An 18,355-nucleotide genomic window follows, 5' to 3' on the forward strand; every position below is an offset into this window, starting at 1 on the left:
GCCACCGTTTCAATTTTACTTCGAAGAGGATGAGAACATGCGGTGGATTCCCTTTATTGCTTCCCTACCTATCATTTTCCTGCTAGGGGCTGACTCCTCAGCAGAGAGCCATAATCCAGATATAGAATTGCTGCAATTCCGTTCGCAAATTACGTCAAACATGGAGCCTATTAACGCCTCTCTTCATGGCGCGGACCAATTTGAGGTCGCTTGGAGATTGCAGGACTCTTCTCCTCAAAAGCTATTCATCGCTAATGACAGCACGGCCTATTACCAGTCTGATGGTCATTGGAAATCTGTTCTTCCAAGCGGAGAACGCCTGCCGGTTAAGCAAAACTCGAAGCTCCCAGAGGCCACGAAACCGCCAATCTCGCTAAAATTGAGAGCAGCCGAACGCAGCCTGACCCTGCTCGAAGATCAAAAAGAACTCTGGACCTACTCACTTCCTGAGACCAATGAGATTCGTCCAAGTTCTCTTCAATATGATGCTGCCGAGCATATATACTTTCAGGATAACAACGGCAGTTGGTATTCACTTGATCATAACGGGAAAGAGCGCTACAAGCTGCTTCTGCAAGCTCCGGACAACCAGCTTGTATGCAATGCTGCGCCTTCAGGAGACGCTTTCTGTACGTCACCAAGCCTCGGCATTCTTGCCGTCCGTGAAAAAATAAACGCCCCTCGCCTCATCATAGATGGCAAGGAGCGCTTTTTCCCACAACGTCCAGAAATTATTAACGATCGCACATTCGTTCCCCTTCGTTCGATCTTCGAGGCTATGAATGCAAAGGTAGTCTGGAATCAAGAGACTCAAACGGTAACAGCAGTAAAAGGAAGTCGGACCATCAGCCTGACTCTGGATAGCGAGAAGGCACTGCTAAACGGCAAGAAGATTCAACTTGATGCTCCTCCGGTCCTCTATCAGGGAAGCACGTACGTACCGCTTCGCTTCGTTGGAGAAGCGCTTGGCGCGACCGTGATATGGGAGAATGCGACTCGAACCATCCAGATTATCAGCTAGACACACATGCGAATCGGAGGCCATATAAAGTTATTGTGCATAGTCTCCAGTATAGTTAATAAGAGACACATCCTGCACCCCTTCAATTCTAGACAGCTCATTCACAAAAGCCGTATTATCATCCCGCAGACGCATCTCTAGCGTCAATTCCGTGAAGTTTTTACGGACCGTTTTCGATTTCACCTGATAGTTCATTTGTCTTAACCTTGTACGCAGCTCTCCTATGGATTCGTCTGTATGACGAATAATCAATAGGTAGGGCTGTTCTCTTATTTTACGCCTGGACAGGAATAGAAGAGCTGCCCCCACAGCGACAGAGCCCAGCAGTGAAACCGGGTAGAGCTTCGCCCCAGTCGCAATACCAACCGAAATCGCCCAGAACATGTAGACAATATCCAGCGGATCTTTCACCGCCGTTCGGAACCGTACGATACTGAGCGCTCCGACCATGCCTAGCGATAACACAATGTTCGTACTGATGGTCATAATAATAAGCGTCGTAATCATACTCATCAGTACAAAAGTAACGTTATAATTATAACTATAGACGACACCGCGAAACGTTTTACGATAAATATAATAAATGAACATACCGATTCCGAATGAAACGGCAAGTCCTAGCAATATATCGATGTATGAAATATTACGGAAGGCCTCAAAATGAAGAATACTTTTTTTGACGACATCCTGAAAATTTAATGAATCTCCCATCATGTCTCCCCCTTTCTCCTTGAACTGTTATGGTCTAAAATGCCTATAGCCTACCTCACGGCAAATGACGTACTTGGAAATACTAGAACGGTTATGCGCATCCGGACGGACTATGAGTCGAATCGCTTCCGGGAGAAAGTCGTTGTACTTAATCTCCATAATGGTTTTGGTTGAATCAAGTGCTTCCGTCAGGGCCAAATTCGGATCGAATAAATCATTTGTATTAATGCCTGCCGATAACATTTTATCAAATGTGATTCGAACATCACCTAACTCATATACATAAGCCTCACGCACATAATCCACAATAACTGCCGGCTGGTACCCGCCTTGCAGAGCTGCGTAGAAATCCTTAAGTAGCGGATGGTCATGCTCTAATAAAAACGAAAAATCCCCAGTTAGCAACCGATCATATTCTTCTCTGCTCAGCTGAGCAGATTCTTTGCTCACATAATCACCGTATTTGCTTTTTCTCTCCAGCTTAATCATCCGGTCGCTGCCATTATAAATGCGAATACGAAATTTTTGCCGGCCGAAGATGCCGTTCACCTTATCATAAAGCGAATGATTATGGGGCCCGTCGAAATATAAGCTGCGGATGCCGTACCCATCCTTGTCGTCGGAATTTCCATCCAACGGAAGCATCGCAGAAAGTCGCTGCCGCAGCGTGACATATTCGTATGGGTGAATATAATATTTAAGCTCGTGCCGCAGTTTTTTCCCGAGAAATTCCACCTTTACTCCACCTTTATGGCCTTGATACCGTAGTATGGTTTATCATCCGACTCGTACACATCAAAAGCGATTTGCTGATGTCCTTTCCCATCATGAACGATAACCTTCCAGTAATATTCTCCCGGTTTCAGATTATCTAGCTCAAGGCTGGTTTCCTTCATTTTTTGTCGTTGGTCTACAATCTGTGTAAAGGAGGGGTCTTTTGCAAGTGTCCAATCGTATGTCAGATCGTCCCCTTGCAAATCAAAGGACGGGTCCCATTCAAATCGATATTTACCATTCTCACGAGTTAAATCTCCCAAGTAAAAAGGCTTCGGCTTTTCCACATCCTCTTTAAAACGCTCAAGGGAACGAAGCGGAACTCCCGCAATCCTTTTATACTCATCATCCAACTTGTTCAGTTGAATCGGCAGGAAGTTGATATCCGGTGCCTTGGACATGAACGGCTCAATAACTCCACGATAAGTTTGCAAGCGCTTAGCCACAGTATCATTGTTGATCGATGCATAAAGCTCATCGATTTTATCTTTGAGCAATTGGACATTCTTTTCACTTCGGAAAAACCGGTTGTCAATCACGCTTTGCCAATAATTGCTAATCCCTTGATTACTCGGACCTATGGTTCCCAAACCGCGTTGAAGCTCCCATCCACCGTCGTAGTCCCAAGGGAGGAAGTACCATTTTTTCGAATTCAAAGGTGAGTATAGATAAAAATTTTGAGCGTCTGTATCCATGTTGTCCATCAGGATATTTGATGCAAGGAACGTTAAGTAATTGTCCAGATCAAAATGTTTGGCAACCACCTCGTCAATAGGCATCGCCAAATTGTTCACATCATCTAGCATGGCCAGAAGTTTATCATGATCCTCGTATCCGTCAATTTCCAAATGCTTCTCAAATGCCGCTTTATCGTACGTAGGGTCAGACATCGACTTGAGTTCATTCGGATAGCGGAAAAATTCAAACATTACCGCTTTATACAATTGTCCGTTCGGGTCCAACCAGTGACTTTTCAAAAACTTTTCGTTCGGCTGTTCAACATGGGTAAACAAACCATTATCCTCAAAAGTTTTTCCTGCCCCGTTTCCTTCTGATAAATCCTTGACGTAAAGATGAACGAATTGGGTCCTAAGGCTTGTAAAATTGGGAAGCGTCTCAAAAATATCAAAGCTTAATTTATTGCGGATTCTGGCGCTATCATAAATGTGTTTATTCAGATTCAACGTCCGCTGATCATGCCACAATCCGGCTTGATCCTCCAAGCGGATTTTATAGGAGCGTTGTGCTGCATATCGAGCCGTATTCCCACGCAAGCTGATTTTCCCATTGCTTTCTACAGCCCCGTATCCGAACATGCCAGATTTAGGACCGCTTCCGTCCGGTGCACCTTCCTGTACAATGATTTTGAGATTGCCCTCATCCATGCGGTTTTGGATCCTATTCATGGCATACCAGGTAAGCGGATTGGCTTCACCTTTTTTGTCCGGCAATATCGTCAAGTATAGTGTATCCACCGATGTATCGTTATCTTGCTCGTAAAGTCGCTTATCTTCCACCAATTTATCAGTGGCAGCTATAGGAGTTGTGACGGAAGGCGCGGCTTGCGCGGCCGATGTTGACTCCTTCGTCTCGCCATCGGAACAGGCGGTTAGAAAGACCGCAGCGATAACCAAAAGCATCGTAACGGCTGTGGATTTACCCCTGAGGCGGCTCCAAAGAGGAACCTTCTTTTGAACCGTAATAGGTTGTGCACAAAATGTATAGTAATCGATATTTCTTACATACATGATGAGACGGGTTAAAGAACACACCAATGTGACGAAGGCTGCAATGAAAATACCAAAACCATGATATTCGGCATTCATAGACCAGTATGTGAATCCTGCATTCAGTACGACAAACAAGCTGCTTACAGCAAGAACACCTCTTCGATCGTCAAAATACAGCATGATAAGCATAATAATAAAGGCCATGATGAACACGAAGTAACCCAGAACGAGAATGTTGAATGTATAGATCTGTGCCATTGAAAAACCGAGCATGGGCAGCAGCTTAATGCCCAAAGCAAGGGACACGACGGTAAACAACAGCTGCACCTCCATCATAAAGCTGACCTCCTGCATCAAAGTTCGCTGCATATCCCATTTGGCACGTGTAATCTCGAGCAATGTACCTCCATTCAAAATTTTATCATAATAACCGCGGAATTTATCATAAAAGGTCGTTTCTACCGATACTACAAAAGTAACAAGTGTCGGTACTACCGTCAAATACGCGTAAAAGACTGGTAAATCGTAGAATGGAGAAATCACATAACGTCCTGCGATGATTTCGTTATAAGAACCGAACCAATAGACGAAGCTGTGCACATACACGCCGGAATAGAAAAATGTGCCGATAAAGAACAAGGAGGGATATTTACGAAAATAAGCGAAAAAGTCAAAATACACCCGGCTGGATTTCCGTGGGAATTTTTGTTCGAAATGGTAGGAGGTCAAGAGCACGATAATCATAAAGCCGATATCCATCATCGTAAGAACTGCAGTGGCACTTTTATAAGGAGTATACCTCAGAAGCAGCCAGGAGCCAGCTATGGCAATGACAACACCGAAACAAAAGTTACGCACGATTCTTTTGTAATCCTTAAGCGCAGATAAATGTACCGACTGCACCCAGATGATAATCAATTCAGAAAAGAATAGATAGGCAGCGGCTTTGTAACCAATTCCGGCAGATACTTTCCGGAGAAATAACCATGCAACTAGCGATCCTACAGGCAATGCAGCTGCAATCGCTCCGTAGTAGGAGGAAAGCAAGTGCTCGAATTTTTTTAAATAGATCATATCTGAAATATAGCGGGTTACGATCATGGATAACCCTCCAGTAATCAGAACGGAGAAAATAAAGCAATAAACGACGGTCGCGAGGAAAAGCTGGCGCTCCAAGTAAGGGGAGCCTTCCGAGATCATGAACCTCTGCATAAAAACAATGGTGCCCATGCACAAAATCATAGGTCCCACTGTCGTCATCGATGAATAGGCATACGCTCTGAAACTGCTTAGAAGCCCTTGCTGACCAAACAGCCTCCTTAGTTCGAATCCTATACCCGCCATGTATTCACCTCCTTATATGATCCATACAGGCTTTGATAGCTTTCAATAAACTGCTTTCTTGTATAATATTTACCGGCCCGCTCCAGACCATTTCTCCCCATATCTTCCCTTAGCTTTTTATTCTTGCAAAGCTTGATAAGGGCTGTAGCCATCTGGTCATAATGCATCACCGGAACAATCAATCCCCCCGGGCCAATGCCGTCGTCCATACCTTGAAGCAGTTCACGGCAGCTGCCCACGTCCGTAGCGACAAAAGGCTTAGAGCTAGCCATTCCTTCCAGAATAGCGAGCGGCATTCCTTCACTTACACTTGAAAGTACCAATATATCCATTCGACCTAAGTATTCCTTAATTCGCACTTCGCCTGTGAAAATAATACCTTCCACTTGCAGAGTCTCTACGAGCTGCTGACACTCTGTCAGGTATTCCTCATCCTCTTCGGACGGACCCATAATATACAGCTCAGCATGCGGTACTTCCCGCTTTACAAGCGCAAAGCTCTGAATCATGGTCTTGATATCTTTGATCGGCACGACACGCACAATTGCGCCAATTCGCACGATGGAATCGTCCGATTGTTTCTCCTGTACAACTTCTTCATAGTCTGCAAGATTAACCCCGTTAGGGATAATTTTAATTTTATCGGGGCTGCAGCCGAGTTCAATTTCAATCTCACGATTTCGGTTGAATAAGGTAATGACCTCATTCGCGCTTTCATAAGAACACTCGGACAGACGGTAAAAGTAATCGATCCATAGATCTTTAAAATAACCCTTTACCCAACCAGCCTTAATAATTTCCTCTTCGCGCTCGCGCGAGTAAATCCCATGCTCGGTCAACAGATAGGGCTTATCGTAAAGATGCTTACCCAACGCGCCTATCACACCCGCATAACCCGTAGAGACACTGTGGTACAGATCGGCTTTCGGGATATCATGACGAATGGATAAAAACAACGGAAGCACCATCGAGCGCACGGTCCAGAACATTTCTGTAAATGGGATTTGGGGATACCGCTCCTTACACAGCTCTACCAATAAATCAAAATAATCCTTGCTCATGAGGAAATCAGCTGCTACACGAAACTGCTTCGTGCGCAGAAGGTTGAAGATGCCACCCCAGTCCATGTGACCCCTGCCGCCAAGCAGGGTACGAAAGGACTCCTGCTCACTCGCAGTTAAGCGGAAGCGATGACCCCATTCTCCTGTTTCCCGCATGTAGGCATCTAGAAATATTTCTTTCACCTCTACGACATTGGACGGTAGCTTATATTTAAATTGGCCTCGCTGCTTCTCGAATGCGCCGATGGTGAATATCACAAATTCATGCTCCGGTATATTCGTAATCAGTGAATGAATCCAACTCGAGACTCCCCCTGTAACGTAAGGATAGGAGCCCTCAGCGATAATACAGATACGCATATTCTTCATCCACCCAATTCGATGTCAAATTCATTATTATTCGCTGTAATCAAATACGTGTTGTTGTCTATTTTTTCTACCTTACAGCCTTGAAGCTTACCTATTTTATTTTCCATCCTTAAGATAAAGAAGGCGCGGTCGTGGAAAGGCGCAATCTTGCCACGCAGTACATTCCCTTCCATGCTTAACGTAACTTGACCCGCGAGTTCTTGCTCCATATCGAAGGCAGCTTCTGCAGACGTCATCGCCCTCAGCCATGGATAGGTTTGATGGATACGTTCGAGCATCTCAGAAAAATTTTTATACATCTTCTCCCAAGTCAAGCCTCCGCTACGATCCTTTGAATAGGCGTCATCGGGATGGACGAAATGAGAAAAAATTCCATGTGTCGTTATGGCATTTGCAACTAACCACCTTTGGAAATTACTTTCGGTATAACCGGAAGTAACCCTCGGCATCTCCACGATGCCATCCTTCGCAATACTGTATTCCTGCACATAAGCGAGTTCTTTTCCGTCCTCAGGATATAAAGAAGCAATGACCGCAAGCGTCGGCCAACTCTTTTTAATCGCTTCTCTGCCTTCCAGACTAAGCACATTAGATGGCGGGACATACGTGACCATGGAGTAGCTCGGAAAAGCTTCGCGAGCAAAATTCACAGCTTCCTTGGTAGCCGCCGCCATGTCATCGGTACTGCTCCATAGCTTATAATCAAACGCATCCGCTACTTCTTGACTTCCCGTCAACGATTGATGGTTATACCCATGCAGCCCGATCTCACCGCCGCTCTTCAATACCTCACGTCCAAATGAGATGAGTCCCTTTGAATCTTTGTCTGCCGGAGACTCGAATGGAGGCTTGACTCGATCCTGATAGGATTCTATCAGAACTCCCGTATATTTAACATCACTCTGTTTCGCCAATGCGAGCATATCAGGCCACCAAATATCTTTGATAAATGCAGGCCTCGTTTTGTGATACTCATTATAAATGATAGGATCTATTACCGAAGCGATCGGCATAGGAAAATCATCAAGATAGACAATTTTCGAATTGAAAATCGGGTAGACAAACACAGGCTCCAGCATACTTAGTGCTCCTGCAATGAGTCCACGGTTCAATTTTTCCTGCAGCATTGTTCCGTTAAACACCATGAACTTGCCTTGACCGTATGGATACTCCCATAGAAGGGGAGCGCCCTCTACCGTTTTCGCCAAAACCTTGCTCTTCTTATCGAGCTCAACCGACAATAACGAATTAACGATAAATGGATCGTTTATAATTAAATTTTCCTCACCAATCAATACATTGGAAGTCAGATGAACCCCCTGGGAATCATAGTTCCCGCCTGCGTTCACAATCCCCATTTTGCGATAAAGTCGATAAAAAGCATCTCCCTTTTCGGGAGTCGTCTCTTGGAATACATATCCGCCTTGTGCCACATATTGAGCGAGTTCATCAAGATTTCCAAGCAATCCCATATCAACGAATGTCGATATGACGACTTGACACCCCGAAGGTTGGAAAGCTCCACTTTGAACATCGAGAATCTTTACCGGCTTTTTCATGTATCCTAGCACGTACTCCGTTTGGGTCTTTTGTTTCTCACTGAAATCATCTGTACTATCGAATATAATGCAATAGGGCTTACCAGAAGGCTGAACCTGGGCAACGGCTGATTTCAACCCCTTCAAACCGTCGTTCGCTGTACCGTTACGGTTGAATTGAAGTATAAATTTAGAATTGGAGATTTGGACAGCGATAGCCAGCAGCAATATACCGATCAGAATGATATAGACGTTACGATTGAATTTGACTTTGTTCATCCGTCTTCTCCTCCAACCAAAACCTCACTATAGTTAATGCCTGATTCGATAATCGTATGGGAGATTTTCTTAATTGTATCAACGTCGACTTCAATTGCTCGATCGAACGCATCGTATAATACACTTTCATTAGATTGAGATAAGCATCCTCATGCAGCGGATACTGCTTTAAATACAGTAAAGCGGTCTGTTCCGCTTCCGCATACTCCTCCAAATCAAGATCGGTTCTAATCTTTTCGACATAGACTTCCGCTAAATCCGGAGCTTGTTCAATCAACAATTTCAATACGTTCGTGTAGGTGTAGCTATACTTAATTCGGGTCCGTTCATCTAGAAAACCACTGCGCATATACGATTTTAATATTTCGGAGTAAGAACGCAGAATATGCACGTCCCCCTTATTCTCCTCGAACTTAACCGCCAGCTCTTGCAGGTTTAGCGTTATTTTGCGTTTCATCTCCATAATCGCGCTAACGGCATAATGCGATGTTTCCGTATCGTCATTACTGACTGCCATTTGAAGAACTTCCAAATAATCCATAGAATCCTGCTTCAATAAATCAATCATAACCCGACGTCTCGTGGAAATATCATTAACTAGCAGCGCTTCCTCCAGTGGGACTACATTCATTTCCTTTTCCGTTTCCAACTTGCTCACCACATCCGGGAGACGATAGTTTTCGACAAGAATATCGTCAAACAACGCCTTCCTCGCTTGCTGATGACGCGCATCGTTACGTTCATGCCAACGCTTGGAGCGAAAAGCAGGCAGGAGAAAACCGACTACGGGAAATCCGACAGCAAGTACGATACGAACCCAGGCTTCGTTCTTATCATGCCGATGCCGGAAGCCAAGCCATACTGTGCACAATACGATGTAAACAAGCAGTATCCACTCAAGCATAGCTGAACTCCTCATCTACCATGCGCATATAAATACCATTTTGCTCAAAACGGTTTAAGACGAAGGATGCTTCCTCCTGACTGGAATTGGAAAGAAGTACAAGAAGCTTCCCGTCCATACTCATACCCAAATAATCCGTTTCCCGCAAGAATCTTGAAATCTTCTGCGGTGTTTCATCAGAAACTTCAAAAGTTTCGATTGGCGTAAGAAGCATAAACTCAACGCCATGCTTAGCATTTGCAACTTGTTTACTAGCTAATATATCGGCAAAAACCTCCGCTTTCAATACAGGTGTTCCATCCATATACCGCTGAATCGCCGTAGCTTCCACATAGGAAAGTGCTCGCGAAAGGGAGGAAGAGATTAAATCCACTATAATCTTGAAGAGGTTTTGGTGATATAACGTAAAATAATCAAACTTCATTGCATGGACAGAAATGACAGCAACGACTTTGCCATTGTTGAAAACAGGAGCGGCGAGGAGAGGGATGTCCCCTTTTAAATCTTTGTTAACAAAAAGCTTCTTCTCCTGTAGAAGCTTTTGGATATACGGGAAATCCTCCACCTTCATCGATTTGCTCGCATCAAATTGCGTACCGCTCGACCTAGCTAAGAGACGAAGGTAGCTTCCGTATTTATTCACCGTATAGATCGTAACTGTCTGCGATTTCATGACCGATTCCACGACGCTAACCGTTGAAGTAAAGATTTTTTCCGGCTCCAGACTTTCCAGCTCTTTAACAACGGAATAAATTTTGCCAAAGCTGTCTCCGTTGTTCATAATTTGCTGCTGAAGCTCATCCTTGACCTGACGAGTCTCCTTAAATACCTCTGTTAAAAACTCATGTTTCTCTGACAGCGATTCAAGCTCTTTCTTTTTCGATTCAAGCATGGTGTTTTTACGCTCCACCGTATATCCGACAACTAATCCAATAAACAAGTAGACGGCGATATGAAAGAAAAAGTCAGGATTATAAAATAGCGTAAGCATTTCCCGACCTTTATCTAGTTCATTGAATATATAAAGCGCGGTTGACATCCCGACAGCAAGCATAGATTGTCTGTTACCGTAAAGGATACCGAACAAAATAATATAAATAATCTTGATATCGATAAGTTCAGACAAGCTGTCTTTGAGCAGCAGGCTCATCCACGCCGTAAATCCGAAGGCGAGCGCATTCTCTGCATACGGCATCAACGTGCGAATGACTTGTCCTAGTCTTGAAGGAACAGCGCTTCGTTTCTTTGCCTTGACTCGTGTCTGCTCTTGCGAGGCATGCTTCTGAACGAACCAATCATACGTCTTCGCAAGCCCCTCTTGAAACGAATTCTTGGGCACCCAGTCTAAATCGTTCGCTATACGTCTGTTGTCCAGCTTAGAGCGGTATATATCCCCTTCGCGCTGCTCAGAATGTACGAAGGCCACCGACCCATGCAGGCCTTGCAAAGCACTAATTAATTCGTTAACCGAATTCTCCGTATTTGCGGATAAATTATAGACGCCATCCAAGCTGGAATATGACGAACGATATATAGCATCAGCCACATCTTCCACGTAGATGAAGTCCCTGGATTGCCCGCCATCTCCATAAACGATGAGTTCTTTTGCATTTATTACTTTTTCCATAAATATGGATATAACGCCACCTTCACCTACACTGCCTTGGCGTGGCCCGTATACGTTAGAAAAACGGAAACAAAGCGTATCCAGACCGTACAATTGCTTCCACTTGTTGCAATACGTTTCACCAATCCATTTATTAATACCATAAGGGGAAATGGGATTACAGACCGAGGATTCAGTCAGAGGAATTTCATCATTGTTACCATAAACGGCAGCAGAAGAAGCGAAAATAAACTTATGAACGTTGTACTTCTGAGATAATGATAGCATGTTGGACAGACCGAGGACATTCGACTTCGAATCCAGTCTCGGGTCTTCAACCGATGTCTTCACACTCACTTGAGCAGCGAGATGAACAACAGTATCAAACCGGTTACTGCGAAAAATCTCCTCGCATTTCCGATCCTCCACAGACAAAACATAGCCTTTATGTTTAAAGTCTACATTTTGCTTATTGCCGGTAGACAAATTATCTATGATATAAACTTCATAACCTTCTTTAAAGAAGCGTTCTGCGACAAAAGATCCAATAAAGCCATATCCTCCTGTAATTAACACCTTCATACTGAGTTCCTCCAGGACAGATTATTTATGCTTTCCATTCATTTTAATTTCGGTACAATGGGAAAGTATCAATATAGTACTTATAGCATATTTTTTCGCGATTTGACAGCAAAATATTGCATATTTTAGCCTTTTTATAGTCCTTAAGACCTATTTTTTGAAAAAATTCGACATACGCTGCCAATATCTGTATTGTAACGTCATTCCCTGTCTGATACTATTTCAAAGATAGATCATGAAGGAGGTATATCTCATGAATTTCCGTCTTCATCGTGTGCTTATTGCTATAAGCCTTATTCTGGGGATATTGGGCGTATTCGGCTACCGGAAACTTATGGCAACTGAAGTTATAAACCGAGTATCTTACTTTCCCGCAGAAACGAATCAAGTTCTGAATAACCCTTTTATGGGGTTTGTCATAGATGCAAAATATAATGAAGCCAAGCAGCCTTTCCGGCTTGCTTATGCAAATTTGACATGGGCTGATCTGGAACCGGAAAAAGGGAAGTATGCTTTTGATGCGATTGAAAAAAAATTCCAGTTTGCTTTATGGAAGCAAAAGGGAGTATCCCTTATTGTTAGAGTCGTTCTTGATTACCCGCGAGAAAGCGAGCATGCCGATATTCCAGACTGGTTGTACAAAGAAATCGACGAAAAGGGAGTTTGGTATGATGTCGACTTCGGGAAGGGCTTCAGTCCAGATTATAACAATCCTGTTCTGATCGAGAACCACGAACGTTTGATCCAAGCATTAGGAAACCGATATAACAACGATTCGCAAATTGCTTTTATCGAGCTAGGCAGCGTAGGACACTGGGGCGAGTGGCATACCAAGAATGAAGGCGACACACAAATCGTGTTTCCAAAAGAAGATGTTACCGATCAATATGTCCAGCATTATTTGCATTATTTCGACCAAAAACGACTAATGATGAGAAGACCACATGAAATCGCATTGAACCATGGGCTTGGTTTGTTTAATGACGCTTTCGGCTCACGCAAGTCAACGATTGACGGATTTCTGCAATGGTACACCTACGGTTATAAATCCTGGCTTACTCAAAATGATCAACCTGCCATGCCGGACTTCTGGAAATCAGCACCTAGCGGCGGTGAATTTACACCTAATGGAGACTATTTGAATGATGCTCATATTGAGGAAACCTTGTTGCAGACGAAGCTGACACATGTAAGTTGGCTAGGCCCTAGCGCTCCCTCTAATGAACCTCTCGGCGGTCGGCTTCAGTCTAATATTGACCGATTCCTGAAAACCATTGGTTATCGGTTTGTTATCGCAAAGGAGTCTCACGAAAAGGATATTCATGCGGGAAATTCGCTGCATGTCAAACTTAACATGATCAACAGGGGGGTAGCACCTTTTTACTTTGCTTGGCCCTTGGAGCTTTCCCTTACTGATGAACAGGGAGCCATCGTCTCCCAAATGCAGTCAACTATAGATATTCGCGAATGGCTTCCCGGAGAAAGGGATGTATCGAGCACATTGCCAATTCCAAAGAAACTTGCGCCTGGTAACTATAACGTCAACGCTGCGATACTCAATCCGCAAACTGGCAAACCAGAAGTGGACTTCGCTAACGACGGCAGGAGAAGTGACGGTCGTTATTCGCTTGGAACAGTCAGGGTACTTGATTAGGGCATTCATAGAGAATAATCGGCAAGCTGTACGGGATCTTGTATGCAAAAGATTTCATAATGTGCAAAAAAACCGCTTACGCCGCCCTTAACGAGATGGTTGCAAGGTTGATGTGCGGTTTGACTGCCGCCATGTGACGCAACAATGCGCACCCAGGATTCGCGCGTGTTGGATGCAAAGCAAGATTCGCCACCCAAGACGTTTGTTTAAACAGTCGCTTAGGCCGTGTTGTACTTTGTACAACATTTGGCGAGCTAATCCACAGTTTTCCACTCAGGTGTTGTAAAAAATACAACAGTTTCAGCCAAAAGTAGCTCTATATCTTAATAAAAGGCTGAATTATTCTACAATATACAACATCCTCAGCTTTTCTAGTCGAATTCAAGGGAATTGTTGTACAATGTACAACTTCCCTTCCTTGTTCACAAATTCCTTTACAAATAAATAAACAAATTAATCAATTAATAAACAAAATAAATGAACAATATAAACCTTAAAAAACGAATAAATCAACAAACGAAAAACACAGACTACACCTGACCCAAAACATACAATTTCTTAAAAACCAAAAAAGCCTTCGGCCCAGGGAATCCATCCCTTTCGCCGAAGGCTTTTCACTTTAACCCAGCACCACGCGGTCATCCGACAGCTTGTTGCCGCTGATGTGCTCGAACTCACCGAGCAGCTGCTCCACGGTGAGGTCCTTCTTCCGTTCCTCGCTCACATCAAGGATGATGCGGCCTTTATCCATCATGATCAGGCGGTTGCCGAGACGTATCGCCTGCTCCATGTTGTGCGTGACCATCAAGGTGGTCAGCTTCATTTCGCGCACGATGTCCTCGGTCAATCGTGTGATGAGCTCCGCGCGCGATGGGTCCAGCGCGGCGGTGTGCTCATCAAGCAGCAGAATCTGCGGCTTGGTGAACGTCGCCATCAGCAAGCTGAGGGCTTGACGCTCTCCGCCGGAGAGCAGGCCCACCTTCGCGCGCAGACGGCCCTCCAGGCCGATGCCGAGGCGCTGCAGCTGTTCCAGGAACAGCGCGCGCTTGCGCGCGGTGACGCCGAAGCTCAGCCCGCGCTTCTTGCCGCGGGCATACGCCATGGCGAGATTCTCCTCGATCGTCATTCGAGGAGCGGTCCCCGCCATGGGGTCTTGAAAGACGCGGCCGACCCAACGGCTGCGCTCGTATTCCGGCAGGTGGTGGATCACCTCGCCGCTAATAGCGACCTCGCCGGCATCCGGCGTCATGACGCCGGAGATGATGTTCATCAGCGTCGATTTACCGGCGCCGTTACTGCCAATGACCGTGACGAAGTCACCGGGTTTGAGGTTCAAGTTAATGCCGATTAGCGCGATTTTCTCATCCGCTGAACCGGGGTTAAATAGCTTAGAAACATTCGAGAGCTGAAGCATTAACGATCACCTCCCTTGTTCATTTTCACAGCGAGGGCGATGAGCTCAGCCGATCGCCTTTTCGCTGTTGCTTTTTGCTTAATCGCTCGCTGCACGGAAGGTAGAACAAGCGCGATAATAACAATAATCGCGGTAATGAGCTTCAAGTCAGATGCTTTTAGCCATTCGACTCGCAGGGCCAATGCGACAACAATACGGTACACGATGGAACCGAGTACAGCAGCCAGTGTCGCTTGAAAAACCGTCCGAGCGCCAAAAATCGCTTCCCCAATAATAACGGAAGCCAGTCCAATGACGATCATCCCGATCCCCATCGAGATGTCGGCAAAGCCCGACTGCTGTGCGATGAGAGCTCCAGATAATGCCACTAATCCGTTCGATATACTGACGCCTAGAATCGTAGTATTGTCCGTATTCGCGCCAAAGCTGCGAATCATTCTCGCATTGTCACCGGTTGCTCGCAGAGCAAGTCCCAAATCAGTATGCAGGAACGCATCCAGCAGCAATTTGAACACGATGACAATAATAAGCACAACCGTAATCGGCGACACCGAAGTGAATATCGTATCGACATTGAGAAGTGAAATGTTAGGCTTGCCCATAATGCGCATATTAATGGAATACAAGGCAATCATCATAAGAATCCCTGATAAAAGTCCATTAATTTTACCTTTCGTATGGAGCAGTCCTGTACAAGCTCCAGCCACAAGCCCGGCTGCAAAAGCTGCTAAACAAGCTAGCAGCGGCGAATAGCCATGAGCAATCATGATAGCTGCAACAGCACCGCCTGTTGTAAAACTCCCGTCCACCGTTAGATCAGGGAAATCGAGAATGCGAAACGTGATATAAACACCAAGCGCCATCAACGCATAGAGAAGACCCAGCTCGACGGCACCAGTCATTGAATCCATCATGTGAATAACCTCCTACTTTGAAAAAAAGGGGTGAACGAAAGCGACGTTCACCCCTTTTGTGTCTTAATCCTTACTGAATGATGTTTTTCTCTTTATCTTTTACTGCATTTTTCATAGCGTCTGTTACATCAATTCCTTGGGCTTTTGCTGCCTTCAGGTTTAAGATCAGATCCATTTTTTCAGGAACTGTTACTTTCATGTCTGCTGGCTTTTTACCATTCTTGAGAATGTCGACAGCCATTTGACCAACTTGGTAGCCATGATCATAGTATTTGAAGCCAACGGTTGCAAAAGCACCTTTTTCCACCGTATCGCGGTCACTGGAGAAGAACGGAATGTGTTTTTCATTCGCGATTTGAATGATACCATCCACGCCGCTAACGACCGTGTTATCCAGAGTAATCAAGAAAGCATCCGCGCGGCCAACGAGGGATTGTGCAGCTTGTTTTACCTCAGACGTATTAGTAACCGGCGCTTTAATGAGCTTAATACCATGTTTCGTTAAGGATTGCTCTGCATTTTTGGCCATGATAACAGCGTTAGGCTCACCTTCGTTAATAACAAGACCAACTGTCTTCACTTTAGGCATGTTCGCAGCAACGAAATCCATTAATTGCGCAACAGCCATTGGGTTCGTGTCTGAAGCTCCGGAAACATTACCGCCCGGCTTGTCCACATTGCTGACGATTTTGGCTGCAAGCGGGTCTGTAACAGCTGCGAAAAGAATTGGAGACTTCTTCACTTGCTGTACAAGAGCTTGTGCGGATGGTGTTGCGATACCAAGTACCAAATCGTAGTCGGCGGAAGCAATTTTTTGAGCAATGGATAAGTTATTCGGTTGATCGCCTTGCGCATTGTTGAAATCGACTTTCAAGTTGGTACCTTCCACGATACCGCCATCTTTAAGAGCTGCAAGGAAACCTTGACGCGTTGCATCCAGAGACGGATGTTCCACAATTTGTGAAATCGCGACTTTATAAGACTTTTGCGCGGCTGCTGTTGCTGCCGGAGTAGCTGAAGCCGCAGCGCTTGCTGCTGGAGCCGGAGTTCCCTTCTGCCCACAACCTGCTACGACCATAAGAGCTGCTGTTAATGCGAATGATACGAGTGCTTTCTTTTTCAACATAATTACCCCTCTCTAAGTTCCCATTTATCGCTTGGACTCATTGCTCACTCACCACTTTAACGCTTTTGCGGGACAAAGTTTGAGGATATGAAATACCCAAGGCTCCATATTAATTAACCATAGTTTAAAGGGCTACTGGGTTTCCGTCAATTGTTTTATCCGCTTTTATATGTTTTCTGTAAACATTTGGAGAAGATTGCTCAGAACTGCTGTTGAACATAAAAGTCACGAAGCAATTCATCCATCACCCGATTCGTTCGCGCCGCAGTCCGACCGGTACTAGGGCTTTTACCAATACCCCGCAGCTCGTCAACCACAGATTGAATAAGAGGCTGTTGTACATGAGCCGGATACGGAATGGCGTACTCCTCGATCTGACCATCTACCATCTCCAAGCGAATATCATCGCTAAACGTCGAAAAGGCAATTTTACCAAGACTCCCCGTAATTTCAGTTACGTCGCTGCGCTTGAACGCGTTGAAACTCCAAATCCCAGTGCCCATAATACCAGACTCAAAAGCATAGGTTGTTGTCACGATATCTTCGACTTGATACTGCCCCGACTGATTTCTGGCAAAACCTTTCACTTCGCCGATTGGTCCAAGTAAATAATCAAGAACATCCAGCGTGTGACTCGCCAAATCAACGAACAAACCGCCTCCGGAAAGCTCCGGCCGTATGCGCCACGGCTGCTCCTGTCCATCATCTTCCCTCAAGGTTTGGAGAAAAGTGGTCTGCACAAATCGGACTTCACCAATGATACCGCTGTCAAGCAATCTCTTGATCTCAACAAATTTCGGCAAGCCTCTGCGATAATAGGCCACGAATAAAGGTACTTTTGCTTCTTCGCAAGCAGCTATCATTTCCAAACATTCCGCATGATTCCTCGCCATCGGCTTTTCCACATAGACAGGCTTCCCCGCCCGTGCTGCCAGCAGGGCATATTCCCGATGAAAACCTGGAGGTGTCGCGACATAGATCGCATTGACATCCGGATCGTTGACCAAAGCTTCCGCATCATCGTACCATGCAGCTATTCCGTGCCTTTTGGCATAATCTTCTGCTAGCGCTCCATTTCTTCGCATCACAGCGACAAGCTCAGAACCCTCCGCCTTTTGTAAGGCGGGCCCGCTCTTGACCTCAGTCACATCCCCACAACCAATAATACCCCATCGCACCTTATCCACTTATCCAAACCTCCTAACAGGTCACAGTGAGAGTCAATTTCATAATTTAGAACCCTTGCTACCGCAAGGGTTTTAAGCACGCAAAAAAGGAGTACCTCCCCAAATTCTCGAAGTTTAAGGTTACCACACCAAATAAACAGA

General features: G+C 45.1%; 13 protein-coding genes. 2 read left to right on the plus strand and 11 right to left on the minus strand.

The window, feature by feature from the left end; translation table 11 throughout:
* Nucleotides 1-37: 37 nt before the first annotated feature.
* Nucleotides 38-1,021 carry a copper amine oxidase N-terminal domain-containing protein gene (locus tag AC58U0_RS29125; protein ID WP_497382334.1) on the plus strand — a complete coding sequence of 328 codons (984 nt, stop codon included), beginning with the start codon at nucleotides 38-40 and terminating at the stop codon, nucleotides 1,019-1,021.
* Nucleotides 1,022-1,051: 30 nt separating this feature from the next.
* On the opposite strand, the gene AC58U0_RS29130 is transcribed toward AC58U0_RS29125, so the two are convergent.
* Genes AC58U0_RS29130 through AC58U0_RS29160 form a run of 7 tightly spaced genes read right to left on the minus strand, consistent with a single transcriptional unit; the run spans nucleotide 1,052 to nucleotide 11,919 of the window.
* On the minus strand, nucleotides 1,052-1,732 hold the full coding sequence (locus tag AC58U0_RS29130) for a DUF4956 domain-containing protein (protein ID WP_497382335.1): 681 nt from the start codon (nucleotides 1,730-1,732) through the stop codon (nucleotides 1,052-1,054).
* A 27-nt stretch (nucleotides 1,733-1,759) separates the two neighbouring features.
* Nucleotides 1,760-2,467: a polyphosphate polymerase domain-containing protein gene (locus AC58U0_RS29135; protein WP_497382336.1), complete on the minus strand. Its 708-nt coding sequence runs from the start codon at nucleotides 2,465-2,467 to the stop codon at nucleotides 1,760-1,762.
* 2 nt (nucleotides 2,468-2,469) lie between these two features.
* On the minus strand, nucleotides 2,470-5,580 hold the full coding sequence (pelG, locus tag AC58U0_RS29140; RefSeq protein ID WP_497382337.1) for an exopolysaccharide Pel transporter PelG: 3,111 nt from the start codon (nucleotides 5,578-5,580) through the stop codon (nucleotides 2,470-2,472).
* On the minus strand, nucleotides 5,568-7,001 hold the full coding sequence (gene pelF, locus AC58U0_RS29145) for a GT4 family glycosyltransferase PelF (RefSeq protein ID WP_497382338.1): 1,434 nt from the start codon (nucleotides 6,999-7,001) through the stop codon (nucleotides 5,568-5,570). Before pelF ends, pelG begins: the two co-directional genes overlap by 13 nt.
* 5 nt (nucleotides 7,002-7,006) lie before the next feature.
* Nucleotides 7,007-8,827: a DUF2194 domain-containing protein gene (locus AC58U0_RS29150; RefSeq protein ID WP_497382339.1), complete on the minus strand. Its 1,821-nt coding sequence runs from the start codon at nucleotides 8,825-8,827 to the stop codon at nucleotides 7,007-7,009.
* On the minus strand, nucleotides 8,802-9,731 hold the full coding sequence (locus AC58U0_RS29155) for a hypothetical protein (protein WP_497382340.1): 930 nt from the start codon (nucleotides 9,729-9,731) through the stop codon (nucleotides 8,802-8,804). Before AC58U0_RS29155 ends, AC58U0_RS29150 begins: the two co-directional genes overlap by 26 nt.
* Nucleotides 9,724-11,919: an NAD-dependent epimerase/dehydratase family protein gene (locus tag AC58U0_RS29160; RefSeq protein ID WP_497382341.1), complete on the minus strand. Its 2,196-nt coding sequence runs from the start codon at nucleotides 11,917-11,919 to the stop codon at nucleotides 9,724-9,726. The genes AC58U0_RS29155 and AC58U0_RS29160 overlap by 8 nt, the downstream gene beginning before the upstream one ends.
* Before the next feature lie 253 nt (nucleotides 11,920-12,172).
* Here AC58U0_RS29160 and AC58U0_RS29165 point away from each other — a divergent pair, with 253 nt between their 5' ends.
* Complete coding sequence (locus tag AC58U0_RS29165) at nucleotides 12,173-13,573, plus strand: DUF4832 domain-containing protein (RefSeq protein ID WP_497382342.1); 1,401 nt, start codon at nucleotides 12,173-12,175, stop codon at nucleotides 13,571-13,573.
* Nucleotides 13,574-14,192: 619 nt separating this feature from the next.
* Here the strand turns inward: AC58U0_RS29165 and AC58U0_RS29170 are convergent.
* From AC58U0_RS29170 to AC58U0_RS29185, 4 genes are all read right to left on the minus strand, one after another.
* Complete coding sequence (locus AC58U0_RS29170) at nucleotides 14,193-14,987, minus strand: ABC transporter ATP-binding protein (protein WP_057305248.1); 795 nt, start codon at nucleotides 14,985-14,987, stop codon at nucleotides 14,193-14,195.
* Entirely contained in the window at nucleotides 14,987-15,901 is a 915-nt protein-coding gene (locus AC58U0_RS29175; protein WP_497382343.1) for an ABC transporter permease, read from the minus strand. The genes AC58U0_RS29170 and AC58U0_RS29175 overlap by 1 nt, the downstream gene beginning before the upstream one ends.
* Nucleotides 15,902-15,971: 70 nt before the next feature.
* Nucleotides 15,972-17,027 (minus strand): ABC transporter substrate-binding protein, encoded by a 1,056-nt coding sequence (locus AC58U0_RS29180; RefSeq protein ID WP_497382344.1) that lies wholly within the window; start codon nucleotides 17,025-17,027, stop codon nucleotides 15,972-15,974.
* A 200-nt stretch (nucleotides 17,028-17,227) separates the two neighbouring features.
* The gene (locus tag AC58U0_RS29185; protein ID WP_497382345.1) at nucleotides 17,228-18,214 is read right to left on the minus strand and encodes a Gfo/Idh/MocA family protein; all 987 of its coding nucleotides are present in this window, start codon (nucleotides 18,212-18,214) and stop codon (nucleotides 17,228-17,230) included.
* Nucleotides 18,215-18,355: the final 141 nt, after the last annotated feature.

The sequence above is a fragment of the Paenibacillus sp. J31P190 genome, from assembly GCF_059692075.1.